General features: G+C 55.2%; 24 protein-coding genes. 15 read left to right on the top strand and 9 right to left on the bottom strand.

Annotated elements, in window-relative coordinates:
• The first annotated feature begins 49 nt into the window (after nt 1-49).
• Together folE and yeiB are read left to right on the top strand one after the other, a co-directional pair.
• Nucleotides 50-715: a GTP cyclohydrolase I FolE gene (folE, locus tag RZ35_RS11355; protein ID WP_026743415.1), complete on the top strand. Its 666-nt coding sequence runs from the start codon at nt 50-52 to the stop codon at nt 713-715.
• Nucleotides 716-912: 197 nt separating this feature from the next.
• Nucleotides 913-2,094, top strand: coding sequence for a DUF418 domain-containing protein YeiB (gene yeiB, locus RZ35_RS11360; RefSeq protein ID WP_026743416.1), 1,182 nt, complete (start codon nt 913-915; stop codon nt 2,092-2,094).
• Nucleotides 2,095-2,105: 11 nt separating this feature from the next.
• Here yeiB and sanA read toward each other — a convergent pair whose 3' ends face one another.
• From sanA to RZ35_RS11375, 3 genes are all read right to left on the bottom strand, one after another.
• A complete protein-coding gene (gene sanA, locus RZ35_RS11365; protein WP_051625559.1) occupies nt 2,106-2,852 on the bottom strand; it encodes an outer membrane permeability protein SanA in 747 nt (248 codons plus the stop codon).
• Nucleotides 2,853-3,028: 176 nt separating this feature from the next.
• Nucleotides 3,029-4,432 carry a 30S ribosomal protein S12 methylthiotransferase RimO gene (gene rimO / locus RZ35_RS11370; RefSeq protein ID WP_235195110.1) on the bottom strand — a complete coding sequence of 468 codons (1,404 nt, stop codon included), beginning with the start codon at nt 4,430-4,432 and terminating at the stop codon, nt 3,029-3,031.
• Nucleotides 4,433-4,535: 103 nt separating this feature from the next.
• Complete coding sequence (locus RZ35_RS11375) at nt 4,536-5,153, bottom strand: glutathione S-transferase family protein (RefSeq protein WP_026743418.1); 618 nt, start codon at nt 5,151-5,153, stop codon at nt 4,536-4,538.
• Between the two features lie 183 nt (nt 5,154-5,336).
• Here RZ35_RS11375 and RZ35_RS11380 point away from each other — a divergent pair, with 183 nt between their 5' ends.
• The 4 genes from RZ35_RS11380 to RZ35_RS11395 all read left to right on the top strand — a co-directional run bounded on the left by RZ35_RS11380 (nt 5,337) and on the right by RZ35_RS11395 (nt 9,386).
• Nucleotides 5,337-6,188 carry a MetQ/NlpA family ABC transporter substrate-binding protein gene (locus tag RZ35_RS11380; RefSeq protein ID WP_026743419.1) on the top strand — a complete coding sequence of 284 codons (852 nt, stop codon included), beginning with the start codon at nt 5,337-5,339 and terminating at the stop codon, nt 6,186-6,188.
• Between the two features lie 83 nt (nt 6,189-6,271).
• Entirely contained in the window at nt 6,272-7,288 is a 1,017-nt protein-coding gene (locus tag RZ35_RS11385) for a methionine ABC transporter ATP-binding protein (protein ID WP_026743420.1), read from the top strand.
• The gene (locus RZ35_RS11390) at nt 7,281-7,940 is read left to right on the top strand and encodes a methionine ABC transporter permease (RefSeq protein WP_026743421.1); all 660 of its coding nucleotides are present in this window, start codon (nt 7,281-7,283) and stop codon (nt 7,938-7,940) included. The genes RZ35_RS11385 and RZ35_RS11390 overlap by 8 nt, the downstream gene beginning before the upstream one ends.
• A gap of 255 nt (nt 7,941-8,195) precedes the next feature.
• Nucleotides 8,196-9,386, top strand: a complete 1,191-nt coding sequence (locus RZ35_RS11395; protein ID WP_026743422.1) for a serine hydrolase — start codon at nt 8,196-8,198, stop codon at nt 9,384-9,386.
• On the opposite strand, the gene deoR is transcribed toward RZ35_RS11395, so the two are convergent.
• Together deoR and RZ35_RS11405 are read right to left on the bottom strand one after the other, a co-directional pair.
• Nucleotides 9,322-10,176 carry a DNA-binding transcriptional repressor DeoR gene (deoR, locus tag RZ35_RS11400; RefSeq protein ID WP_071999793.1) on the bottom strand — a complete coding sequence of 285 codons (855 nt, stop codon included), beginning with the start codon at nt 10,174-10,176 and terminating at the stop codon, nt 9,322-9,324. The genes RZ35_RS11395 and deoR overlap by 65 nt on opposite strands.
• Nucleotides 10,177-10,711: 535 nt before the next feature.
• Nucleotides 10,712-12,400, bottom strand: a complete 1,689-nt coding sequence (locus RZ35_RS11405; RefSeq protein ID WP_026743423.1) for an aspartate:alanine antiporter — start codon at nt 12,398-12,400, stop codon at nt 10,712-10,714.
• A gap of 308 nt (nt 12,401-12,708) precedes the next feature.
• Here RZ35_RS11405 and ybjM point away from each other — a divergent pair, with 308 nt between their 5' ends.
• A complete protein-coding gene (ybjM, locus tag RZ35_RS11410; RefSeq protein ID WP_026743424.1) occupies nt 12,709-13,083 on the top strand; it encodes an inner membrane protein YbjM in 375 nt (124 codons plus the stop codon).
• A 125-nt stretch (nt 13,084-13,208) separates the two neighbouring features.
• Here the strand turns inward: ybjM and RZ35_RS11415 are convergent, their stop codons facing one another.
• Nucleotides 13,209-13,472: a GrxA family glutaredoxin gene (locus tag RZ35_RS11415; protein ID WP_026743425.1), complete on the bottom strand. Its 264-nt coding sequence runs from the start codon at nt 13,470-13,472 to the stop codon at nt 13,209-13,211.
• Between the two features lie 269 nt (nt 13,473-13,741).
• Between RZ35_RS11415 and nfsA the strand changes: the two genes are divergently transcribed.
• The 8 genes from nfsA (at nt 13,742) to rlmC (ending at nt 21,619) form a co-directional block, all read left to right on the top strand.
• Nucleotides 13,742-14,464 (top strand): oxygen-insensitive NADPH nitroreductase, encoded by a 723-nt coding sequence (gene nfsA / locus RZ35_RS11420; protein WP_026743426.1) that lies wholly within the window; start codon nt 13,742-13,744, stop codon nt 14,462-14,464.
• A gap of 376 nt (nt 14,465-14,840) precedes the next feature.
• Nucleotides 14,841-15,320, top strand: a complete 480-nt coding sequence (locus RZ35_RS11425) for a type III secretion system chaperone family protein (RefSeq protein WP_026743427.1) — start codon at nt 14,841-14,843, stop codon at nt 15,318-15,320.
• 378 nt (nt 15,321-15,698) lie between these two features.
• Nucleotides 15,699-16,808 carry a spermidine/putrescine ABC transporter substrate-binding protein PotF gene (potF, locus tag RZ35_RS11430; protein WP_026743428.1) on the top strand — a complete coding sequence of 370 codons (1,110 nt, stop codon included), beginning with the start codon at nt 15,699-15,701 and terminating at the stop codon, nt 16,806-16,808.
• Between the two features lie 108 nt (nt 16,809-16,916).
• Nucleotides 16,917-18,050 (top strand): putrescine ABC transporter ATP-binding subunit PotG, encoded by a 1,134-nt coding sequence (gene potG / locus RZ35_RS11435; protein WP_026743429.1) that lies wholly within the window; start codon nt 16,917-16,919, stop codon nt 18,048-18,050.
• Between the two features lie 17 nt (nt 18,051-18,067).
• The gene (gene potH / locus RZ35_RS11440; RefSeq protein ID WP_026743430.1) at nt 18,068-19,015 is read left to right on the top strand and encodes a putrescine ABC transporter permease PotH; all 948 of its coding nucleotides are present in this window, start codon (nt 18,068-18,070) and stop codon (nt 19,013-19,015) included.
• A complete protein-coding gene (gene potI / locus RZ35_RS11445; RefSeq protein WP_026743431.1) occupies nt 19,012-19,857 on the top strand; it encodes a putrescine ABC transporter permease PotI in 846 nt (281 codons plus the stop codon). The genes potH and potI overlap by 4 nt, the downstream gene beginning before the upstream one ends.
• A gap of 111 nt (nt 19,858-19,968) precedes the next feature.
• Entirely contained in the window at nt 19,969-20,421 is a 453-nt protein-coding gene (locus tag RZ35_RS11450; protein WP_036153256.1) for a YbjO family protein, read from the top strand.
• 67 nt (nt 20,422-20,488) lie between these two features.
• Nucleotides 20,489-21,619, top strand: coding sequence for a 23S rRNA (uracil(747)-C(5))-methyltransferase RlmC (rlmC, locus tag RZ35_RS11455; RefSeq protein ID WP_026743433.1), 1,131 nt, complete (start codon nt 20,489-20,491; stop codon nt 21,617-21,619).
• A 158-nt stretch (nt 21,620-21,777) separates the two neighbouring features.
• Here rlmC and artJ read toward each other — a convergent pair whose 3' ends face one another.
• The 3 genes from artJ to artQ form a co-directional block, all read right to left on the bottom strand.
• Nucleotides 21,778-22,512: an arginine ABC transporter substrate-binding protein gene (gene artJ, locus RZ35_RS11460; RefSeq protein ID WP_026743434.1), complete on the bottom strand. Its 735-nt coding sequence runs from the start codon at nt 22,510-22,512 to the stop codon at nt 21,778-21,780.
• Nucleotides 22,513-22,765: 253 nt separating this feature from the next.
• Nucleotides 22,766-23,437: an arginine ABC transporter permease ArtM gene (gene artM, locus RZ35_RS11465; RefSeq protein WP_026743435.1), complete on the bottom strand. Its 672-nt coding sequence runs from the start codon at nt 23,435-23,437 to the stop codon at nt 22,766-22,768.
• Nucleotides 23,437-24,153 (bottom strand): arginine ABC transporter permease ArtQ, encoded by a 717-nt coding sequence (gene artQ / locus RZ35_RS11470; protein ID WP_026743436.1) that lies wholly within the window; start codon nt 24,151-24,153, stop codon nt 23,437-23,439. Before artQ ends, artM begins: the two co-directional genes overlap by 1 nt.
• Nucleotides 24,154-24,160 lie beyond the last annotated feature (7 nt).

A 24,160-nucleotide genomic window follows, 5' to 3' on the forward strand; every position in this document is an offset into this window, starting at 1 on the left:
CTGAAGACGGTATGGCGCCGCATAAAGTCACACCTGCTGGAGAACGATAATGTCATCACCTTTGACCCAAGAAGCCGCCCTGGTACATGAAGCGCTGTTGGCGCGCGGACTGGAAACGCCGCTGCGCGGGGAAATGCTGGACCGGGAAACCCGGAAAAGCCGCATCGCGGAACACATGACGGAAATCATGAATCTGCTCAGTCTGGATTTGACGGACGACAGCCTGACAGAAACGCCGCACCGTATCGCCAAGATGTATGTCGAAGAGATTTTCGCTGGTCTGGATTACACCAACTTCCCCAAAATCACCATCATTCAAAACAAGATGAAAGTGGATGAGATGGNGACGGTGCGCGATATCACGCTGACCAGCACCTGCGAGCATCACTTTGTGACCATCGACGGCAAAGCGACAGTCGCCTATATCCCTAAAGATGGCGTCATCGGCCTGTCCAAGATCAACCGCATCGTGCAATTTTTCGCTCAGCGTCCGCAGGTACAGGAGCGTCTGACCCAGCAAATTTTGATCGCGCTGCAAACACTGTTAGGCACCAATAACGTCGCCGTTTCTATCGATGCTGTGCATTACTGCGTCAAAGCGCGCGGTATCCGCGACGCCACCAGCGCCACTACCACCACGTCGCTGGGCGGTCTGTTCAAGTCCAGCCAAAATACGCGTCAGGAGTTCCTGCGCGCGGTGCGCCATCACAACTAATGGTTCGCAGAAAAACTCACCGGCGTCTGTGCAAAGACGCCGGTTGTTTTGCATCCCTCACACCGCTCTTTTCCCTTCGTTTGCGCTATCCCTTTGCCCCTGGTGGTAAAACCGTAGGTTTTTAGGCTATCAGTCATTACAATTTATGAACCGAACAATCCCTAGATTTACTTAGACTGCGAGCTACCTTTACGCCTATGGTCACTCCATCCCGAGTACAACAACCCCGCATCGCCACGTTGGATTTTGTCCGCGGCGTGGCGTTGCTTGGCATTCTGCTGATGAACGTTTCCGCCTTTGGTTTGCCCGAAGCCGCCTACCTCAATCCCGCCTATAATGGTCTGCCCTCTGTGCGCGATGCCTGGACCTGGGCGATCATGGATATTTTTGTGCAGGGGAAATTTCTGACTATGTTTGCCTTGCTGTTCGGCGCAAGCTTACAACTGTTACAGCCGAGAGGGCGGAGCTGGATCCACGCACGACTGTTCTGGTTGATGATCTTCGGCCTGATTCACAGCCTTTTCTTCTGGGATGGCGACATTCTGCTGGATTACGGGCTAATTGGTCTGGTGTGTTGCGGCATGCTGCGGATGGCTGACAGCCCCAGCATGTTGCTGCGCGCAGGGACGATCATGTATCTGGCGGGCATCGCCATACTGGTGGTGTTGAGCCAACTACTGAGCCAAACCGGCGGCCGATTTTGGCAACCGGGTCCCGCCGATCTCGCCTATGAGGCGCACTGGTTGGTGACCGGCGGCCCGGAAGCCTGGAGCAATCGCCTCTCAATGCTAAGCCAAAGCCTGTTGTCGATGGGCGTGCAGTACGGTTGGCTGCTTTGTGGGGCGATGCTGCTTGGCGGCGCGCTAATGCGCAGCGGGTGGCTGAAGGGCGAATTCAGCCTGAGCCACTATCGTAAAGTCGCGTTGGTGTTGCTGGTCCCCGCGCTGATCATCGACAGTGCGGGCGTGGCGGCGCAGTGGCATCTGAACTGGGAGTATCGCTGGTGCGGACTGTTGTTGCAGATCCCCGGCGAACTGAGCGCGCCGCTGCAAGCCATCGGCTATCTGGCGCTGTGCTATGGTTACTGGCCGACGCTGCGGCACTGGCGTTTGACGAAGTGGATTAGCGATATCGGGCGGATGGCGCTAAGCAGCTATCTGCTGCAAACGCTGATCTGCACCACGCTGTTCTACAGGCTGGGCTGGTTCATGAAGCTCGACCGGCTGGCGCTGTTGGCGTTGGTGCCGCCGATATGGCTCNTCAATCTGCTGTTCGCGCATTACTGGCTGCGGGTCTTCCGGCAGGGGCCGATGGAGTGGTTGTGGCGTCGTCTGACGCGGTTTGTCGCGGGCAAGCCCGATGTCGCCATCAGCGAATAAATCCGGTCTGCTCAAGGATGGAATGCGTCGGCGGACTTCTTGCCGATCGCTTCCGTCGGGGAGGCCGGCAGATACTCGGGCGGCACGGCCGGATAACCTGGCTCATCGGCGGAAATCGTATGAGGGGCGGGGATCGGGATCATCGGACCGAGAAACCGTGGTTCGCGCTTCAAAATATACAGATCGAACAACGTGCCCAGACGGGCGCCGAACTCCCGAATCCTTACCATCCAAATATCCTTAGGCGACGGCACCGCATAACACTGGGCCTGAATACCCAGATGCAGCGCAATAAACAACGCGCGTTCACAGTGGAAGCGCTGGGTGATGATGGTGAAGTCATTGGTGTCGAATACTTTGCGGGTGCGAACAATCGAGTCTAGCGTGCGGAAACCCGCGTAGTCGAGCACGATATCCATCGGCGCTACGCCTGCGGAAATGAGATCCCGCCGCATTGTCATCGGCTCGTTATAGCTATGCTGCGCGTTGTCGCCGCTGAGGAGCAGATAACTGACTTTCCCGCTGTTATAGGCGTTAAGCGCGCCCTGAATGCGGAACAGATAATATTGGTTAACGCCGCCTGCGCGGTAGTATTTTGCCGTCCCCAGCACGACGCCGACGGGGCGGGCGGGAAGGTCTTTCAGGTCGTCGAAAATGTAGGGGGCCGTGCGCCAGCTGATGCAGCGATCAAGCAGAAATGCGCCTCCTGCCAGCACCAGGATGCTGGTGAAAAGACCAAATGTCAGGCGTTTCCACATGCGTCTGCCTTACTCAGCACGAATCAAATCATGCGGCAAGGCTNCTTTACCTGCCTGGCTCGCGCAAGGCGAAGCGTCCCGGCGGAACGCTTAATGATGAATTTTAGTGCAAGGGATCAATCAAAAGGACAATAACACCGGGGACGGGAGGAACAGTCTTCCCCGGTGCGGCCTTATCAGACCCGGCTGCCCCACAAGTCATATTCGTCTGCGTGTTCAATTTTCACCGTGACGATATCGCCCGGCTTGAGGCGAGTTTCGCCATTCAGATAGACCGCGCCGTCGATTTCCGGGGCGTCGGCCATGCTGCGGCCGATGGCGCCTTCTTCATCCACTTCGTCGATTAATACCGGCAGCGCCAACCCGATTTTCGCCTGTAGTCGCTGTGCGGAAATCTGCTGCTGCAACTGCATGAAGCGGTGGTAGCGCTCCTCTTTAATCTCTTCCGGTACGGGGTCGGGCAGCGTATTGGCGGTGGCGCCTTCCACCGGACTGAACTTGAAGCAGCCCACGCGATCCAGCTGCGCTTCTTTCAGGAAATCCAGCAGCATCTGAAAATCCTCTTCCGTTTCGCCGGGAAAACCGACGATGAAGGTTGAGCGCAGCGTCAGCGCCGGGCAGAGTTCGCGCCAGCGTTTGATGCGTTCCAGCGTGCGCTCGACCGCGCCGGGGCGCTTCATCAGCTTGAGGACCTTCGGACTGGCGTGCTGAAGCGGAATATCCAGATACGGCAGAATTTTGCCTTCCGCCATCAACGGGATGACCTCGTCGACATGTGGGTAGGGGTAGACGTAGTGCAGGCGGACCCAGATCCCCAGCGTCGCCAGCTGCTCGCACAGGCTGACCATGCTGGACTTGACCGGCTGACCATTCCAGAAACCGGTGCGGTGTTTGATGTCGGTGCCGTAGGCGGAGGTATCCTGCGAAATGACCAGCAGTTCTTTCACGCCGGCGTCGGCCAGACGCTTGGCTTCATCCAGTACGGAACCGACCGGACGGCTATCCAGTTTTCCGCGCATTGAGGGGATGATGCAGAAGGTGCAGCGATGATCGCAGCCTTCTGAGATCTTAAGGTAGGCATAGTGACGCGGCGTCAGCTTCACGCCGGATTCGGGCACCAGGCTGGTGAATGGGTTGTGTTCCGGCTGTGGAACATAATGATGGACGTGCGATAGCACCTGCTCGTAGCTGTGCGGCCCGCTGATCTCCAGCACGTTGGGATGCACTTCGCGGATTTGATTTTCTTTGGCGCCGAGACAGCCGGTGACGATGACTTTACCGTTTTCATTGAGCGCTTCGCCGATGGTTTCCAGCGACTCCTGAACGGCGCTGTCAATGAAGCCGCAGGTGTTGACGATCACCAGATCGGCGTCGTGATAGCTCGGTACGACCTGATACCCTTCGGTGCGCAGCTCCGTGAGAATGCGTTCGGAGTCCACCAGGTTTTTGGGGCAGCCCAGGCTGACAAAACCAATTTTATTGCCCTGCGGCTTGTCGCCGCCATTCTTTTGCCGGGCCAGCGTTTTCTCCGGGGCCGCCAGCGTGGTGGTCTGCGAAGGATCGAAGGTGTTAACAGTCATAGCGTCTCATACATCGGGTTGTACGGGAAAAGTCGGCGGATTATACCTGAATCAACGGCAGGAAACAGATCCGGCCGCCAATCTTGACGGCGGATCGGGGCGTTTAGCTGAGGGGGATCATGACTTTGCTTTTGAACGCCGGACGCGTCGTCAATTGCTGGTACCAGCGCTCCAGATGGGGACGAGGCTGGCGTGTGATGGGCATGCCGAACCAGCCGTAGGCGATGCAGCCCAGCGGGATATCGCCGACGCCGAAGTGCTCTCCGGATAACCAGGGCTGAGTCGCCAGTGCGCTATCGGCAATGCTCAGCAGCGATTCGCAACGGTCAATATGGGCTTCCACGGCGGCCTTATCGCGCTGGGCGGGAGGCGTGCGGATCATATTGATGAAGACAGGGCCAAAAAACGCCGCAAAAGAAAGCGCCCAGTCCATCCATTTTTCCGCTTCCGCGCGCGCTTTCGGGTCGGCCAGATAGAGAGAACCTTGTCCATACTGTGCCGCCAGATAACGCACGATGCTGTTGGACTCCCACAGCACCAGCTCATCGTCCCGCAGGCAGGGGATCAGTCCGTTGGGATTCAGCGCCAGATAGTCGGGATCGTGATTACCCCCGAAAGTCCCACCCAGCGGAATGTGCTGGTATGTCAGTCCCAGCTCCTCCGCGCACCAAAGTACCTTCTTCACGTTCGTCGAGTTCTCGCGTCCCCACAGGGTTAGCATTGTGTTTATCCTTCTGTTACGTTTTGACCATCAAGGTCGATGAGACCAGGTGGCCAAGCGCCAAAAACAGGTCCCTCGTTATGCCGGTATAATCATAGGGTTTTTTATTATTTATTTATTACGCTGATTCCCCTAATAATCATGATAACCAATGACAACAATGACTCAGACAGGAAGGGTATTATGACATTTTCGCATGCTATGCGAGCGACGTTTGCCGCCGCGCTGTTGGCCTCGGGTATTCACGGCGCTTTCGCTCAGAGTGACGCACACACCATCGTATTCGGCGTCGCGCCTGGCCCCTACGGCGATATGGTTAAACAGGCCATCAAACCGGAGCTGACGCAGAAAGGCTACAAAGTCGTGGTGCGTGAATTCAGCGACTACGTGCAGCCGAACCTCGCGTTGTCGAACGGCAGCATCGACGCCAACCTGTTTCAGCATACTCTTTATCTGGACAAGTTCGCGGCGGATAAAGGTCTGAAACTGACCCGACTGATCGCGGTGCCGACCGCCAGCATGGGTTTCTATTCGCGCAAAATCACCTCGTTGGATCAACTGAAGAAAGGCGACATCGTGACGTTATCCAACGATCCCACCAACCTGGCCCGAGGCCTGCGTTTCCTACAGTCGCTGGGGCTGATTACCATCAAGCCGGACATCGATCCGACCAAAGCGTCGGAAAAAGATATCGTGGGCAACCCGCGAGGGCTGGTGTTCAAACCGCTTGAAGCCGCTCAGCTGCCCCGCACGCTGGATAGCGTGACGGCCTCGTTGATCAACGGTAACTTCGCCATTTCCGCCGGACTGAAACTCTCTTCTGCGCTGAAGCAGGAGACGCTGGATGAAAACCTCAAGAACGTGATTGCCGTTCGGACGGCGGACGTGGATAAACCGTTCGTGAAGGACATCAAAGCCGCCGTCGAGTCGCCGGCCTATGCGGCGGTTATCGATAACCCGGCGACGATGTTCAGTCAGTTCCAGAAACCGGAATGGATGCACGCGCAGACGCCTGCGCCGACGGCCGCCCCATAACGGTCCGGCTGCGTGACCTTTTATAGAGCCGGTCAGTGACCGGCTTTCTGTTGTTCCGTTATTCGGTTGGGAGCGCGCGAACCATGATTCGCATAGACAACGTCAGCGTTGACTTTCCTCATGGAAAACAACGAGAAACGAAAGCAGTGGATAATGTTTCATTGCATATCCGCCGGGGCGATGTGTATGGCATCGTCGGGGCGAGTGGGGCCGGGAAAAGTACTTTGCTGCGCACCGTCAACCTGTTGCAGCGCCCGACCTCGGGCCATGTCAGCGTGAACGGCGTGCGCATCAGCGACCTTCGCGGCGCCAGACTGCGGCACTGTCGCCAAAAAGTCGGCATGATTTTTCAGCACTTCAATTTAATGCAGACGCGCACCGTCGCGCAAAACGTTGCGTTCAGCCTGAAGTCAGCGGGTAAGTCCCGGGCGGAGATAGAGCGGCGGGTGCCGGAGATTCTGGCGTTGGTCGGGCTGGCGGATAAGGCTCAAGCCTACCCCGCGCAGCTCAGCGGCGGGCAGAAGCAGCGGGTCGGCATCGCGCGGGCCATCGCCAACCATCCGGAAGTGCTGTTGTGTGATGAGCCGACCTCGGCGTTGGATCTGGAAACCTCTGCCGCGATCCTCGCGTTGCTGAAAGAGATCAATCTGAAGCTCGGTATCACCATCGTGCTGATCTCTCATGAAATGAGCGTCATTAAGACGATCTGTAATCGCGTAGCGGTGATGACCGGCGGGCGCGTGGTGGAAGAGGGTGAAGTGTTCGATATTTTCGCGACGCCGCAGCATGATTTCACTCGCCAGCTGGTGTCGCATACGCTGAATCTGGAGCTGCCTACCCGGCTGAAAGAGGAGTTGCGGGGGACGCTGCTGAAGATCCTGTTTGTCGGCGATTCCGCCGAACAGCCGGTCCTGTCGGATGTCGCGACGCGCTTCGGCGTGTCCGTGAATATTCTGCACGGCAAAATCGAGTATATCGGCAATCGGGCGCTGGGGATTTTGGTGGCGTTACTGACGCACGCGACGGACCCGTTGCAGGTGACGGCCGCGGTTGAGTATATCCGCCATAAAACCGCTAACGTGGAGGTGCTGCATGGATGAATTGTGGGGTGATTTGATCGCCGCTTTCAGTGAAACATTCCAGATGGTGGGTATTTCTACCTTCTTCGCCGTAATCGGCGGCTTGCCGCTTGGGCTGTTGATCTACGTCACCGATCGACATCTTTTCTGGGAGAACCGCTTTTTCTATCTGCTCAGCACCGTGCTGGTGAATATCATCCGTTCTATCCCCTTCGTCATTTTGCTGGTGCTGCTGCTGCCGTTGACGCAGATCCTGCTCGGCAACACCATCGGCCCTATTGCGGCCTCGGTGCCGATGTCCGTCGCCGCTATCGCTTTTTATGCGCGGCTGGTGGACAGCGCGCTGCGGGAAGTCGATCCGGGGATCGTAGAAGCCGCTGAGGCGTTCGGCGCCAGTCCGATGCGTATCATCGGCACGGTGTTGCTGCCGGAGGCACGATCCGGACTGCTGCGCGGCCTGACGATTACGCTGGTCAGCCTGATCGGCTACTCGGCGATGGCGGGTATCGTCGGTGGCGGCGGAGTGGGGGATCTGGCGATCCGCTTCGGCTACTATCGCTATGAAACTCAGGTCATGATCGTGACGGTCATCGCGCTGGTGATTCTGGTGCAGATTGTACAAACGCTAGGCGACTGGCTGGCGAAACGCGCCGATAAACGCGAACGCCGCTGATCGCCTTCAAGCGCTTTTCTCACTGCCCGAGGGCGGCGGTGGGAAAAGCGTGACGAGTGGCTTCCCGCTTTTTCCACTGACACCCTCGCTGTTTCATCGCATCCACGCTCTTATCAAGGTTTGAGTAACTTTACACACTGAGACGTTTTATTACGGCACATGAACGGCTAATTTTGAGTGTGTCAGAATATGTCTGCATAGAGTTTCTCTCCGTCATTAACGACGTAAGGACAGAGCGGTTAAACGATGAAAATAATGAAGCGTTTTCCCCACTTACAGGCTGGTGTCGCCAGCCTGCTCTTCGTAACGGTATCCTCCGCCGCTGCGGAACAAGCGCCGCCCCCGCCTCAGATTGAGGCAAAAGCCTATATCCTTATGGACTTCAATAGCGGCCAGGTGCTGGCCGAATCCCAGGCGGATGAACGGCTCGACCCCGCTAGTCTGACCAAGATCATGGCCAGCTACGTGATCGGGCAGGCGGTAAAAGCCGGTAAAATCAACCCGACCGATGTGGTGACCGTCGGAAAAGATGCCTGGGCAACCGGTAATCCGGCGCTGCGCGGTTCCTCGTTGATGTTCCTGAAACCCGGCGACCAGATTGCGGTGTCAGAACTGAACAAAGGCATCGTCATTCAGTCCGGCAACGATGCCAGCATCGCGCTGGCGGACTACGTGGCGGGCAGTCAGGACGCATTTGTCGGACTGATGAATCAGTACGTCAAAGTGTTGGGGTTGACCAATACGCATTTTCTGACGGTTCATGGGCTGGATGCCGAAGGACAGTACAGCACCGCGCGCGATATGGCACTTCTTAGCCGGGCGCTAATCCGCGATGTGCCTGAGGAGTATGCATTGCATAAAGAGAAGTCTTTCACCTTTAACAATATTCGTCAGATGAACCGCAATCGTCTGCTGTGGAGCAGCAACCTGGCCGTGGACGGGGTGAAGACTGGGCATACCAGCGGCGCAGGCCATAATCTGGTGGCTTCCGCTACGCAAGGAGAGATGCGCCTGATTTCTGTGGTGCTGGGCGCGCCGACCGATGCTATACGTTTTCGCGAAAGTGAAAAGCTGCTGACCTGGGGATTTCGATTCTACGATACGGTCACGCCCGTACGCAGCGATACGGTGCTGACGACGCAACGCGTGTGGTTCGGCGAGAGTGCGCAGGCGCGTTTAAGCGTGGCTGAAGACGCCGCGCTAAGTATACCCAAAGGGCAGGGAAGAAATCTGCGGGCCAGCTATACGATCAGCTCGCCACCGCTGACGGCGCCGCTGAAAAAAGGGCAGGCCGTCGGGACGGTGGATTTTCAGATTGAGGGTAAATCTATCGCTCAGCGTCCGCTGGTGACGATGGACGACGTTCCGGAAGCCGGGTTCTTTAGCCGCATGTGGGATGCGGTGCTGATGAAGCTGAATCAGTGGTTTGGCGGTCTGTTGGGGTAAGCAACTGACCTGGCGTCTTCGGTGGCGGGGTGAGCAATTGAATGCCCTGTTCGGCGCAGTAGCCGGTGTAGTCGGCGGCCGGTAAACGATCGCTGACCAGTGCATCGAAGAGCGTCAGTTCGCCGATGCGGGCCGGACTGCGTTTTTCGAACTTGCTGTTGTCGACAACCAGAACATTACGTTGACTCGCCGATAACGCGCGGTGTTTTATCGCCAGTTCGGCGACATCAAGACAGGTGGCGCCCACTTTGAGATCGACTCCTTCCGCAGAAATAAACGCGACATGCGGGCAGAGATGGTCCATATCGTGCTGGTGGCCGATAGGGGTAAACAGGGCTTTGCTCGCGTTGAACACTCCGCCTAGCAAAATCGCCTGACACAAGGGCTTGGTTTGTAGCGCCATAAAGGTATTGAGCGAGTAACAGACGCCAGTAAAGCAGATATCGTCCGGGATCGCTTCGATGATGAAGCTGGTCGTGGTGCCGCAGTCGAAAAAGACGATATCGTTGGCTTCAACCAACTGTGCCGCTCGCTCGCCGGTCTGGCGCTTCTCTTCCACCTGACACTGTTCCCGATCGGCAATGAGATAACCGCCGACGTTGTGGCTTCTGGGATCGCTGACCACATAGCCGCCCAGCAACATCACGCTGGTCTTTTCACTGTTCAGGTCGCGTCTCACGGTCATCTCAGAAACGCCCAGCAACAGCGCCGCCTCTTTGAGGTGCATTTTGTCGGTTTTCTTTAAAGCTCGTGCCAGTGTATTCAGCCGTTCGATGCGGCGCATTACCATGATGGTCCCCAGTAAATAATGTCAATAATGTGCTATGCGGAAGGCATCCGTCTCCGTGTTAACGATGCCCTCATCGACAGCAATAGGCTGTTGCCAACGCGAGGTTGCCCAAGTTCAGAGGTCTAAAGGGTGGCGCACAGCGTGTTCTGTGTGCCGTGCCAGGGTGCGGACAACCGCAGCCTGAAGCAGCAGGAACAGCCATGTTCATGCGGGAAATAGCCTGAGCCGGTGAGTCGGCAGACGGGACAGTAATATAGCGGTTTAGCTAACGGTGGTGCAAACAGACGGTAAGAAACTAATAAAACATGCATTCAAATAAGCATAACTAATTACAATTCAAGGTAATTAGCTTCCTATTTAAGTTATGCGTTCGCAAATTAAGCTGAGAAGCCGGGGATGACGGATTGCTTCTTCCCTCAGCGGCAAAAGTGACGCGGTGTCACTTATTAGACGCAGCGCGCGGAGATAAACGGAAAGGCGAGTTTACCGCGCTGCGCTTTTCGATCAATTTTGGTTTGTTTTCATACGCGTTCCGTTACAACGGCAGCTCCGGCCAGATGATGACAATGAGCGACCCCGCCAGCGTCAGGAGAACATTGGCGATGGCATACGTCCCTGCATAGCCAAGCGCCGGAATATTGCTGCGCGCTGCATCACTGATGATATCCATGGCAGGAGCGCAGGTACGGGCTCCCATGATGGCGCCGAATAGCAGCGCGCGGTTCATGCGGAGGATATAAACGCCGAAGAGAAAACAGATAAATACCGGCACCAAACTGACCAGTAGTCCGGACAGCAGCATTTGCAGACCAATGGCGCCCAGGCTGCTGTTAATGGTGCCGCCCGCGCTAAGACCGACGCCAGCCATAAAGACCATCAGCCCGAACTCCTTCACCATGTTCAACGCTCCCTGCGGGATATAGCCGAAAGTAGGGTGGTTGGCTCGTAGAAAACCCAGCATGATGCCTGCGAACAGCAGCCCTGCGGCGTTGCCGACGCCGAATGAAAAGTGGCTGAACTGGAACGAGATCAGCCCGATCATAATGCCGATGATAAAGAAGGCGCAAAAGGCCAGCAGATCGGTGAGCTGGCTATGAATAGAGATAAACCCGATGCGGTCTGCAATGTTTTTCACTCGTCGGGTGTCGCCGCTGACCTGCAAAACATCCCCTTTGTTCAGCACCACGCCGTCGTCAATCGGCATTTCAATCTGGCTACGGACGATGCGGTTGAGAAAGCAGCCGTGGTCGGTCAGCTTGAGTTGGCTAAGGCGCTTGCCGACGGCATTATGGTTTTTCACCACGATCTCTTCGGTGACGATGCGCATATCCAGCAGATCGCGGTCGAAGACCTCTTTGCCGTCGCGAAAGTTGGGATTGAGCCGGGCGTGGGCATCCGGATAACCGACCAGCGAGATTTCGTCGCCCAGTTGCAGCACCGCATCGCCGTCCGGACTAGCCAGAATACCGTTACGTCGGATGCGCTCGATATAGCACCCTGTTTGACGGTAAATGCCCAACTCACGCAGATTTTTGCCGTCGGCCCAGGCCACCAGCTCCGGCCCGACGCGATAGGCGCGGATAATCGGCAGATAGATCTTGCGCTGACTGTCGGCGTCCAGGCCGCGCTCACGTGCGATTTGCTGAGCGCTGGTCGGCAGATCCTGATGTTGCAGTTTAGGTAAGTAGCGCGCGCCAAAGATCAGGCTAACCAGGCCGATGAGATAGGTCAGGGCATAGCCCAGGCTGAGGTGTTCCTGTTCGATGCCGAGCATGGGCGTGGCTCCGAACGCGTTTCTGAGCGTGTCGCCTGCGCCGACCAGTACTGGAGTTGAAGTCATCGAGCCTGCTAGCATCCCGGCGGTCAGTCCGATCCCCCAGCCGAAAACCTTTCCCAATATCAGAGCAAGTATCAACGCGCTGCCGACCATAATCAGAGCCAGCATCAAATAGTTTTTGCCGTCGCGGAAAAAAATTGAAAAGAAGTTGGGGCCAGCTTCGACGCCTACACAAAAAATAAACAACATGAATCCCAGGCTGAGGGCTTCGGCATTGATGGCGAAATGTTGTTGGCCCAGAAACAATGAGACCACCAAAACTCCAATAGAATTACCAAGTTGTACGGAACCTAGCCTTAACTTCCCTAAACAAAGACCCAAACACAGAACAACGAACAGCAGCAGAATGTAATTCCCGTTTAACAAATCAGCGACGTTTATATTCATGGGATGCAACTTATTTTTTACTATTAAGTTCTTGATATAAAAGTAATTTAGGCTAAATTTACTCCATCACAAGGACGCTGGCGTCGACAGCAGAGTTGCATGAAATGAAGGGAATCAGCCGTGTCTGTAACGATTGGTGTGGCGGTCGCTATTCTAAAAGTTTATTTGCGTGACAACCAGCTGTGTATGCAGATAAAACGCGCCAAGAGCAACGTCTTGGCACATCAGGGAAATACCATGATGGGTGGCCTGTGCTGTATGACGAGGCCGGAAGGTATTGTCACCTGTTTATAGTGAGAAGACGAAGCATGGCAAACAATAAAGGTTGGATTGGGATAATCAGTTGTCTTGTGTTGTTTACACTGGTTTTTCTCAGTCAGAAGATGATGTCGTTCAAAGTGACGACGGTACAAGGGAGTAATGGAGAGCCGGGCATGTTGCTGTTTTTACTGCCAGGTATGATCTCCAGCTATCTGACGGGTTGCGACAGAATGCGCTATACCCTGATTGGCTCCTTGATCGCAGTTCCTCTTTGTCTATGGCTGCTGCGTTCAGGCCATGCATCTTGCGGATCATTCTGGCAAGACCTGGCGTATGTGGTGGTGTCTGTATTCTGGACTCTACTGGGTGGGTTGCTTGTGCTGTTTCTGAGGGCGGTGGTCCGTCATTTTTTTCACAAATAACATTCGAGGGTTCTACTCAATTTCGTCAAAAGAGCCAAGTCATTCGTAGAGTCAGTCTGCTCGATCGATATAAGAAAGGCGCGGGCAGCGCCTTCTGTTGGATCAATGCTCACCAAGTGACGCTGTCACTTGAACAGATTTAGATGTTCTTTCGCATAAGCTTCAAAATCCGTGCAGCCGCCGATGTGCTGCTCATCAAGGAAAATCTGCGGAACGGTCATAACCGGTTTGCCGACGGTTTTCGACAGGTCTGCTTTTGTGATCCCTTCTTCCTGAATATCCACGTAGCGATAGTTGAAGTCATCGCGCTGAGCGGTCAGTTTTTCCGCCAGTTCTTTGGCGCGTACGCAATAGGGGCAACCCGGACGTCCGAAAATTACAGCAAACATGCTTACTCCTTTATTCAAACTTAAATTTAGCCAACCCACCTACTATGCCCGCTCGACCAATTAATAAAAAGCAGTCATTGCCTGTCGTATTGATTTCTTAAGGCTATCGATACCGCAATGATGACGAGCGCATGACGTTGTGAGTCGGGCGGGCTGTCTTATAATTGTGGGCTAAGCGACGTTTGCTGTCGCCTTTGTACCCGTTGATTGTCGCGCTGTCGCCGACTGCCGGCGCGACAGCCCTTTTATTACGCGTGAGGATTGCCATCGTGACTCCCACTATCGATTTACTGTGTCAACACCGCTCCATTCGCCAATTTACCGACCAACCGCTGACGGAAGAGCAGCGTCAGGCCATTTTTCAGTCCGCCCGAAGTGCCTCGACCTCGAGCCTGTTGCAATGCAGCTCGATTATACGTATTACCGATAACGCGGCGCGTCAGGCGCTGGTCACATTGAGCGGCGGCCAGGCGTACGTGGCGCAGGCAGCGGAATTCTGGGTTTTTTGCGCGGACTTCAACCGACACCTACAAATCTTCCCGGCGGCGGAAGTGGGGCTGGCGGAGCAACTATTGCTGGGCTGTATCGATACCGCCATTATGGCGCAGAACGCGCTGGTCGCGGCGGAATCGCTCGGGCTGGGCGGCGTATATATCGGCGGGATCCGCAACCACATCGCAGAGGTAACGGAGTTGCTGGAACTGCCTGAGCAGGTGCTGCCTCTATTTGGGCTGTGCCTGGGCCATCCGGCCGCTCAGCCGGATCAAAAACCGAGACTGCCCGCAGAGTTGGTGATCCACGAAAATACTTACAAGCCGATGGATAAAAGGGTGCTGGCGCAATACGACCAGCATCTGGCGGAGTATTACCAGCACCGCAACGGTAATCAACGAAGCGGTGACTGGAGTGATCATATCAGAACGGCGCTGGCGAAAGAGCAACGTCCATTCATTCTGGATTATCTGCATCGTCAGGGATGGATCAAACGCTGACGGCGCATGGCGTAATAAATACCGGTGTCGAGCCGCACTCCATCTTTCCGTTGGCGATAATGACCACTTGAAAAATGGACTGGCCGTTTAGGCAGCAAAAACAGGGGGACTCGGCGGCGTCGCTATTGATATACTAGGCTCGCGTTCGGGCACAGTGTCAGGCAGCAGAGGTACGATGGCGTTCAATCTGTTTTACGCTATCGTTGTTGTTCGACAGCGTTGTGACTGTTCGTCACTCCCCGCAAGCTTTATGCGCATGCCCAGAGGTGTCGCCGTTGCTTCCACCTGCGGGAGTATTATTCCGGATATAGGCTCACGATAGTCTTGCGGGCCGGTGTTTTTTTTCACTGATAGGTAAGTAATGAGGCAAGTTTATATGGATTCAATCATCGTCCCTGATTTGAATGTGCTACGGCGGTGGCTGGATCAACTGGGCATCATTTATTTCGAATGTGACTCCTGTGAGGCGCTGCATTTACCCCATATGCAAAATTTTGACGGCATATTTGATGCCAAGGTCGATATCGTTGACAAGGTCATCGTATTTTCCGCGTTGGCCGAAGTGAAGCCGACCGCGCTTATCCCGCTGGTGGGAGACCTGAGCCAGACCAATGCCAGTTCTTTGACAGCCAAGGTATTTTTGGACATTCAGGACGACAACCTTCCTAAGCTGATCGCTTGTCAAACCTTTAGCGCAGGCGCGGGGATCACTCTTGAACAGTTCCGCTACTTCATGCAGCAGGCCGAAGAGCAAACGTCGATGGTGATTATGGAAGCTGGCGCCAATAATCTGCTGTTTATTGGCGATGAAGAAGAGAGTCCTGCTAGTCGTGTTATCGCGCCCAGTCTTCATTGATCGTGTTAGTAATCAGTCAATACCATCGCATTTTCTTATTTTTATCCCTCAAGATTTTATTTTAGTTTCATCGCCTATTTGCCATATATTCCACGGCATTTAGGCGACATTGGATGTGTACTAGCAACCAAATACAAGTAAATCCTTCATAAACCCCGGTTTTAACTCCCCTCTATGGTGCCTCCAGTTCAGTACGGTTATGCTTTAAAGCGGTAGGTGTGCATGAGGTCCGCCGTGCTTCGACGGTCAGTCGCTATACTGAATTCTGACGTAAGTCGGTGAAAACACATTGCGAATGCTGCCCAGCTCGACACACTCGCGTTATTGATAGATTCACTGTTGATCCTAATTTATCCCCTGAGATGGAGGACTGAACGGATGTTCACCCAACATATAAAATGGTTATCGGGTGTGGTTGCCGGTGTGCTGATGGCCGCGTCCGTCACGGCATCGGCGGAAGATAAAACGCTGCATGTGTACAACTGGTCTGACTATATTGCGCCGGATACGCTGCAGAACTTCCAGAAAGAGTCGGGCATCAAGGTCGTTTATGACGTGTTTGACTCAAACGAACTGCTGGAAGGCAAACTGATGGCGGGCAGCACCGGATTTGATCTGGTAGTGCCTTCGGCCAGCTTTTTGGAGCGCCAGCTCAGCGCAGGCATTTTCCAGCCGCTCGATAAAAGCCGGCTACCTAACTACCAGAACCTCGATCCTGAGCTGATGAAACTGATTGAGCCTCACGATCCGGGTCATCAATATGCGGTGCCGTATCTGTGGGCGACCACCGGTATTGGGTATAACGTCGACAAGGTTAAAGCGGTACTGGGCAAAGACGCGCCGCTCGATAGTTGGGATTTGGTGCTGAAGCCTGAAAACCTGGAAAAACTGAAAAGTTGCGGCGTTTCCTTCCTCGACGCGCCGGCGGAAATTTATGCCACCGTGCTGAATTATCAGGGCAAAGATCCTAATAGCACCCAAGAGAGCGACTACACCCAATCCGCCAACGACCTGCTGCTGAAGCTGCGCCCGAGCATCCGCTACTTCCACTCCTCGCAATACATCAACGATCTGGCTAATGGCGATATTTGCGTTGCTATCGGCTGGGCAGGGGACGTTATGCAGGCGGCGAACCGCGCTAAAGAGGCGAAAAATGGCGTCAATATCGGCTACAGCATCCCGAAAGAGGGCGCGCTGGCTTTCTTCGACGTGCTGGCGATCCCAAAAGATGCCAAAAATCTGGATGAAGCCTATGCGTTCCTTAACTACCTGCTGAAACCGGATGTGATCGCAGGCGTCACTAACTACGTCTATTACGCTAACCCGAACAAGGCCGCTTTGCCGCTGGTGAAAGACGACGTTAAAAATAATCCGGGCATTTACCCACCGGCCGACATTCGCGCCAAGCTGTTTACGTTAAAAGTACAGTCCCCGAAAATCGATCGCGTGATCACGCGTTCGTGGACCAAGGTCAAAAGCGGTAAATAACGCACCTTCTGACCTCGGCAATCAGGCGGCGACGATCGCCTGATTGCCCCTTCATTTGTCGCAGTCAGCTGACTGTGATGTATCTTGCTTCTGCCGGAGAGCACTATTTTGAACGAAGCGATTTCCCGCCCTCAGTCTAAAACCCAAAAGGCGGCCACTCCGTTGCTGGAGGTCCGCAATCTGACCAAATCCTACGACGGGCAACTGGCCGTCGATGACGTTAGCCTGACCATCTATAAGGGTGAACTCTTCGCTCTGCTCGGTGCGTCCGGCTGCGGTAAATCCACGCTGCTGCGTATGCTGGCTGGCTTTGAACGGCCGACGCAGGGGCAAATTATGCTGGACGGTCAGGATTTGTCGTTAGTGCCGCCCTATCTACGTCCTATCAACATGATGTTTCAGTCCTACGCCCTATTCCCCCATATGTCCGTAGAGAAGAATATTGCTTTCGGCCTCAGGCAGGACAGGCTGTCGCGCGGAGAAATTAAAGATCGGGTGGCGGAAATGCTCTCGCTCGTTCACATGCAGGAGTTCGCCAACCGTAAGCCGCACCAGCTTTCCGGTGGTCAGCGTCAGCGCGTTGCGCTCGCGCGAAGTCTGGCGAAACGCCCCAAGCTGCTGCTGTTGGATGAACCGATGGGCGCCTTGGATAAAAAGCTGCGCGACCGGATGCAGTTGGAAGTGGTGGATATTCTGGAACGGGTCGGCGTTACCTGCGTAATGGTCACACACGACCAGGAAGAAGCGATGACGATGGCGGGACGTATCGCGATCATGAATCGCGGGAAATTTGTGCAGATCGGCGAGCCGGAAGAGATCTACGAAAATCCGACTACCCGATTCAGCGCGGAGTTTATTGGCTCGGTGAACATGTTCGAGGGGCTGTTGCAGGAACGTCAGGACGATGCATTCATCCTACAAAGCCCGGGGCTGGTGCATCCGCTCAAGGTGGCTTCCGACGTCTCGGTGGTCGACGGCTTACCGGTGTCCATCGCGTTGCGACCCGAAAAAATCATGTTATGCGAAAATGAGCCGGAAGACGGCTGCAATTTTGCGGTGGGTGAGGTGGTGCACATCGCTTATCTGGGCGATTTATCGATCTATCACGTTCGTCTTAAAAGCGGACAGGTTCTCAGTGCACAGTTGCAGAACGTCTACCGCTATCGCAAAAATGCGCCGACGTGGGGCGATGAAGTGCGGTTGTGCTGGGATGCGGACAGCTGTGTGGTGCTGACGGTGTAGCTGGGGAGCACACATCAATGACGATCTTATCTGAACAACATCAGACAACGGGGAAAACCGTCGGCCTGCTCAGGCGCTGGCGGATGCGGTATGGCCACAAAGNGGTGATCGCGCTGCCGTATTTATGGCTCCTGTGTCTGTTCATGCTGCCTTTCCTGATTGTTTTCAAAATCAGTCTGGCGGAAATGGCGCGTACGGTGCCGCCCTATACGGACCTGATGACATGGGCCGATGGCACGTTGAATATCGCGCTGAACATCGGTAACTATTTGCAGTTGTTGTCCGATCCGCTCTACATCGAAGCTTATCTTCAGTCGCTGCAGGTCGCGGCGATTTCGACGCTGCTGTGTCTGCTGCTCGGCTATCCGCTGGCCTGGGCGGTTGCCCACAGCAAGCCCTCTACTCGCAATATTCTCTTGCTTTTGGTGATCCTGCCGTCGTGGACGTCGTTCCTGATCCGGGTTTATGCATGGATGGGGATCCTCAAAGAAAACGGCATCCTGAACAACTTTCTGATCTGGCTGGGTGTCATCGACAGTCCTTTGACGATCCTGCACACAAATCTGGCGGTCTACATCGGAGTGGTGTACTCCTATTTGCCGTTTATGGTGCTGCCGATCTACACGGCGCTGACGCGTCTGGACTATTCGCTGGTGGAAGCGTCGCTGGATCTCGGCGCTCGGCCGTTTAAAACGTTCTTCAGCGTGATCGTGCCGCTGACCAAGGGCGGTATTATCGCCGGTTCGATGTTGGTGTTTATTCCGACGGTCGGCGAGTATGTCATCCCGGAACTGCTGGGCGGCCCGGACAGCATCATGATCGGTCGTATTCTGTGGCAGGAATTCTTCAATAACCGCGACTGGCCGGTGGCGTCCGCAGTGGCGACGGTGATGCTGCTCCTACTGATTGTCCCCATCATCTGGTTCCATAAACACCAAAATAAAACGGCGGAGGATCAGGCATGAATGATTTACCCGCAGTGCGATCCCCCTGGCGTATAGTAATTTTGGTGCTGGGATTTACCTTCCTGTATGCGCCGATGCTGATGCTGGTGGTCTACTCATTCAACAGTTCCCGCCTGGTGACGGTATGGGCCGGATGGTCCACGCAGTGGTATACGGCGTTGTTCCATGACTCTGCGATGATTAGTGCGGTTGTGCTCAGCCTGACCATTGCGGCGGCGTCGGCGACGATGGCCGTCGTGATTGGGACGATGGCGTCGCTGGTGATGGTGCGTTTCGGCACCTTTCGCGGTTCGAACGGCTTTGCCTTCATGCTGACTGCGCCACTGGTGATGCCCGACGTTATCACCGGGCTGTCGCTGCTGCTGCTGTTCGTCGCGTTGGGTCATGCTATTGGCTGGCCGGCGGAACGCGGTATGCTGACCATTTGGCTGGCCCATGTCACCTTCTGCTCCGCCTATGTGGCGGTAGTGGTGAGTGCGCGCCTGCGTGAGCTGGACCACTCGATTGAAGAAGCGGCGATGGACTTAGGCGCCACGCCGCTCAAAGTGTTTTTCATCATCACCGTGCCGATGATTGCCCCCGCGCTGGTTTCCGGCTGGCTGCTGGCGTTTACGTTGTCTCTGGACGATCTGGTGATCGCCAGTTTTGTCTCTGGACCCGGTGCAACCACGCTGCCTATGCTAGTCTTCTCCAGCGTGAGGATGGGTGTAAATCCTCAGATCAACGCGCTGGCTTCGTTGATACTCTTGGTGGTCGGCATAATTGGTATCATCGCCTGGTGGTTTATGGCTCGTGCGGAAAAACAGCGGCAGCGCGACATGCAAAAAGCCCGTCAGGGCTGAGCGTCACACGGCGAGTAAGCGCCGGTTCATTAGTCGTGATAACGCCACCTTCATTCGGGGTGGCGTTATGTTTAGGGGGAGAGACCTATTCTGTCTATAAAAAAAGATGTAGTGCGTTTGTACCGACGCGGCACGCCTGTCGCGGTGATGGTGGCGGGAACCGGTATCATCGCCACCCGCTGCGTGGGGCTGGCGTTGGTGATTGGCGAGCTGGGGCCTGGCGGGTTCGGCGGCTGGCTAAGCGACAGCGCAGCGCAATGGGACACCACGCTACTGATGCTGGCGGCGTGGTTGCTGTTCTGCCTTGAGGTTCGTTGCGGTTTTGCGGTGCTGTATGGACGTAACTGGGGACGCTGGTGCTATCTGGCTTGCCAATGTCTGACGATGCTCTACATTCTCATCGCATCGGTGGCAAATGTGTTGCCGCCTATCTTTTATCTGAGCGCCGATGATGAGATGGGTGTGCTTCAACAGCTGCTGGAGCACAAGGCGGCGGATGTGGTCACGCTGCTGCTCCTGTTTGTCCCCAAGCGCAGCCAACGCTTTTTTATGCGTCACAAATAATCTTTCGCTGATGGGGGTGCTACAATTCGCCTCCTTTGGTTTCTTAACAGGTTTCAGATTTACCGTGATGGATTGCGCCCGCTACAACGACGGCACCTGCCGTTCCTGCCAATGGTTGGAAAAAGAGTATCCGCAGCAGTTGGAAGACAAACAGCAGCATCTCAACGAACTGCTGGCAGACCATCCGATTCGTCAGTGGCTGCCCGCGTTTCCTTCGCCGCATAGCGCTTTTCGCAACAAAGCCAAGATGGTGGTGAGCGGTAGTGTCGAGCGCCCGCTGTTGGGCGTACTGCATCGCGACGGTACTCCCGTCGACCTGTGTGACTGTCCGCTTTATCCCGACAGTTTCCAACCTGTCTTCACAGTACTGAAAACGTTTATCGCGCGGGCGGGATTAACGCCTTATCAGGTGGCCCGTCGGCGTGGCGAGCTGAAATATCTGCTGCTCACGGAAAGTCGGTCGAACGGGCATTTTATGCTGCGGTTTGTTTTGCGCTCGGAAACCAAGCTGAACCAGCTGCGCGCGGCTCTGCCGTGGCTGCAGGAACAGCTGCCGCAGCTGGCGGTGATCTCCGCCAACATTCAGCCTGTGCATCAGGCGATCATGGAGGGGGAGCAAGAAATTCCGCTCAGCCGCCAGCAGGTGCTGGAGGAAACGTTCAATCAGATACCGCTCGCCATCCGTCCGCAAAGTTTCTTCCAGACCAACCCTGACGTGGCCGCTTCGCTATACGACACCGCCCGACGCTGGGTGCAAGCGCTGCCGGTCCGCAGCCTGTGGGATCTGTTCTGCGGCGTTGGCGGATTTGGACTTCACTGCGCGACGCCGGAGATGACGTTGACTGGTATTGAAATCAGCGCCGAGGCTATCGCCTGCGCGCGACGCTCCGCCGAACAGCTCGGGCTGAATAAAGNGCACTTTGACGCGCTGGACTCGACGCGGTTTGCCACCGGAGAAGGCGCGGTGCCGGATTTGGTGATTGTGAATCCGCCTCGTCGCGGCATTGGGGACGACCTTTGTCAGTATCTCAGTCGGATGGCTCCGCTGTATATTCTGTATTCCAGCTGTAATGCTCAAAGCATGGCGAAGGATATGTCGCGGCTCGCGGGCTATCGCGTTGAGCAAATCCAACTGTTCGATATGTTTCCGCATACCGCTCATTATGAAGTGCTGACCTTGCTGAAGCGGGTAGCGTAAATTCAGCGCAGGGTTTCAGACCGAAATAATGTCGATGGGAAACGTCTGCGAGTTGAATCAGGCAGGCGATGCAAAGCATGAAAAGGGAGAGCGGTGATGAATGGGGCGGGATGAAGTCGGGCTGCACCGCAGCCCGATGACGTTAGCGAGTGTTGGACTTACTGCGCCGGGAACCACTTATCGCTAATCGTTTTATAAGTGCCGTTCGCCTTCACATCGCTCAGCGCCTGATTCAATTTCGTCAGTAAGGCGGTGTTGTCCGGACGTACGGCAATCCCCAGACCGATGCCGAAGTAGACCGGGTCGGTGATTTTTTCACCCACCGTCCCCAGTTCAGGACTGTTTTTCAGCCATTCATTGACGACAGCGGTATCACCGAATACCCCATCGATGCGGCCGTTTTTGAGGTCAATGATGGCGTTTTGGTAACTATCGTAAGACACCGTCTGTATCTCAGGATGTTTGTCATTGAGGTATTTTTGGTGAGTGGTGCCGTTTTCCATACCGATACGCTTGCCTTTGAGATCGGCAAATGTAGCGAACTTACCTTTCTGCGAGATCACAATGGCGGAATTGGCATAGTAAGGCTGTGAAAATGCGACCTGCTTGCTGCGTTCCGATGTGATGTCCATACCGGAAATGACGGCGTCGTAACGACGGAATTTCAGTGCCGGGATGAGGCTGTCGAAAGCCTGATTGGTGAAAGTACATGTCGCCTTCATCTGATCACACATCGCCTTGGCCAGATCGATATCGAAGCCGGCGATCTGATTATTCGCGTCCATGAATTCGAACGGCGGATAAGTCGCCGAAGAGGCAAACCGAATGCTGTTTGCTGCCGTCGCGCCAAAGGTCATTCCCGCCAACAGCGTGGCAAGTACCCATTTCTTCATTGTGTTCACTCCAGATCGTTATTGTTAGACGAAATCATGTTCCGCCCTAGAGGCTTACCTTGCCATTGAGTGAATTTATATGCAAATAAACTAACTGTAAATTCAATAATGCAAAAGGCGATTGACGGTACTAAAGAAGAGGAACGCTCGCCGATAAGCGACGCATCTCATTCATCGGGCGGGCATGCTGAGTGCACAAAAAAGCCCGAGAGAGTCTGGCTCTTTCGGGCTGGCGAATCACGATTGTGCATCGTTACGCATCATGACTTTCAAAGGCCAAAGCCCTGCGCTCAACCATCCGCAGAATTAACGTTAGCAGACCATTCACACAAAGGTAAACGATGCCGGCCGCGCCGAACACTAAAACGTCATAAGTCCGACCATACAGCTGTTGCCCGTAGCCCATCACATCCATGAGCGTAATTGTGTAGGCGAGGGACGTCCCTTTAAACACCAGCACGACTTCATTCGAGTAGGACGACAGCGCGCGTTTGAAGGCGAAAGGCAGCAGAATGCGCAGCGTCTGGCGTTTGTTCATCCCGAGAGCTGAGCAGGACTGCCACTGTCCGTCTGGAATAGCGCGTACCGCGCCATAGAACAGCTGGGTGGTGTAGGCGGCGCTATTGAGCGCCAGCGCGATCATGGCGCACAACCACGGCTGAGAGAACAGCGACCACAGCCAAGGGATCTGCTTGATGGCGTCGAACTGGCCCGGACCATAGTAGATCAGGAAGATCTGCACCAGCAGCGGGGTGCCGGTAAACAACGTAATGTAAGCGCGGGAGGCCGTGAAGAGCAGCGGCGTCTTCAGCGTCAGCACGATGGTCAGCAGCAGCGACAAAAATAGCGCCACAACCAGCGCGGTGACCGTGAGCGTGATGCTGGTATGTAGCCCTTTGAGCAGCTCAGGAATGTAGTCAAGCATCAGGAGGGCCTCCGTTCGAAGCGAGTGGCGCGGGTTTCAATACGTTTAAGGACCCACTGGCTCAACAAGGTGATTACCAGGTAAATGGCTGCCGCCATCATGTACCAGGTGAAAGGCTCTTGGGTACGCGTTGCGATGCTTTTGGTCTGCAGCATGAGATCGTTGACGCTGATAAGCGAGACCAGCGCCGTGTCTTTCAGCAGCACCAGCCACTGATTTCCCAGCCCTGGCAACGCATGGCGCCACATCTGCGGCATGATGAGGCGTCGGAAGATCGCGCCTTTTGTCATTCCGAGCGCCTGTCCGGCCTCCCACTGACCGCGCGGGACCGATTTCAACGCGCCGCGGAGCGTCTGTGACGCATAGGCGGCATACAGCAGAGCCAGCGCGATCACGCCGCACAGGAACGGGCTAACCTCAAATGTCTCAATATCCAGCTGCACCGGGATTTGGAACAGATACAAATTGATGCTAAATCCGTCCGCCAAAATCAGCAGTAGCTGGGAAGAGCCGAAGTAGATAAACAGCACGACCAGAATTTCAGGTAGGCCGCGCAGCAAAGTTACCAATGCGGTTCCCGCAGCACTGACGATTTTCCAGCGCGCCGTTTCCCACAAGGCAAACAGCATCGCCAAAATCAGGCCTAAAAACAGGGCGCAAAGGGCAAGGCCGACGGTCATTCCGGCGGCGCTGGCTAAAGGGTGTAATTCAATCATCGGGTAT

Source organism: Lonsdalea quercina subsp. quercina (assembly GCF_000688655.1).
Taxonomy (GTDB): Bacteria; Pseudomonadota; Gammaproteobacteria; order Enterobacterales; family Enterobacteriaceae; genus Lonsdalea; species Lonsdalea quercina.

Coding starts and splice junctions, on each gene's coding strand:
- sanA (WP_051625559.1), bottom strand. CDS start 2,852: ATGTGGAAACGCCTGACATTTGGTCTTTTCACCAGCATCCTGGTGCTG.
- artM (WP_026743435.1), bottom strand. CDS start 23,437: ATGCTTGACTACATTCCTGAGCTGCTCAAAGGGCTACATACCAGCATC.
- potF (WP_026743428.1), top strand. CDS start 15,699: ATGTTCACCCAACATATAAAATGGTTATCGGGTGTGGTTGCCGGTGTG.
- ybjM (WP_026743424.1), top strand. CDS start 12,709: ATGGCAAACAATAAAGGTTGGATTGGGATAATCAGTTGTCTTGTGTTG.
- artJ (WP_026743434.1), bottom strand. CDS start 22,512: ATGAAGAAATGGGTACTTGCCACGCTGTTGGCGGGAATGACCTTTGGC.
- RZ35_RS11405 (WP_026743423.1), bottom strand. CDS start 12,400: ATGAATATAAACGTCGCTGATTTGTTAAACGGGAATTACATTCTGCTG.
- RZ35_RS11380 (WP_026743419.1), top strand. CDS start 5,337: ATGACATTTTCGCATGCTATGCGAGCGACGTTTGCCGCCGCGCTGTTG.
- rimO (WP_235195110.1), bottom strand. CDS start 4,432: ATGACTGTTAACACCTTCGATCCTTCGCAGACCACCACGCTGGCGGCC.
- RZ35_RS11425 (WP_026743427.1), top strand. CDS start 14,841: ATGGATTCAATCATCGTCCCTGATTTGAATGTGCTACGGCGGTGGCTG.
- artQ (WP_026743436.1), bottom strand. CDS start 24,153: ATGATTGAATTACACCCTTTAGCCAGCGCCGCCGGAATGACCGTCGGC.
- RZ35_RS11385 (WP_026743420.1), top strand. CDS start 6,272: ATGATTCGCATAGACAACGTCAGCGTTGACTTTCCTCATGGAAAACAA.
- RZ35_RS11415 (WP_026743425.1), bottom strand. CDS start 13,472: ATGTTTGCTGTAATTTTCGGACGTCCGGGTTGCCCCTATTGCGTACGC.
- RZ35_RS11395 (WP_026743422.1), top strand. CDS start 8,196: ATGAAGCGTTTTCCCCACTTACAGGCTGGTGTCGCCAGCCTGCTCTTC.
- RZ35_RS11390 (WP_026743421.1), top strand. CDS start 7,281: ATGGATGAATTGTGGGGTGATTTGATCGCCGCTTTCAGTGAAACATTC.
- potI (WP_026743431.1), top strand. CDS start 19,012: ATGAATGATTTACCCGCAGTGCGATCCCCCTGGCGTATAGTAATTTTG.
- deoR (WP_071999793.1), bottom strand. CDS start 10,176: ATGGTAATGCGCCGCATCGAACGGCTGAATACACTGGCACGAGCTTTA.
- RZ35_RS11375 (WP_026743418.1), bottom strand. CDS start 5,153: ATGCTAACCCTGTGGGGACGCGAGAACTCGACGAACGTGAAGAAGGTA.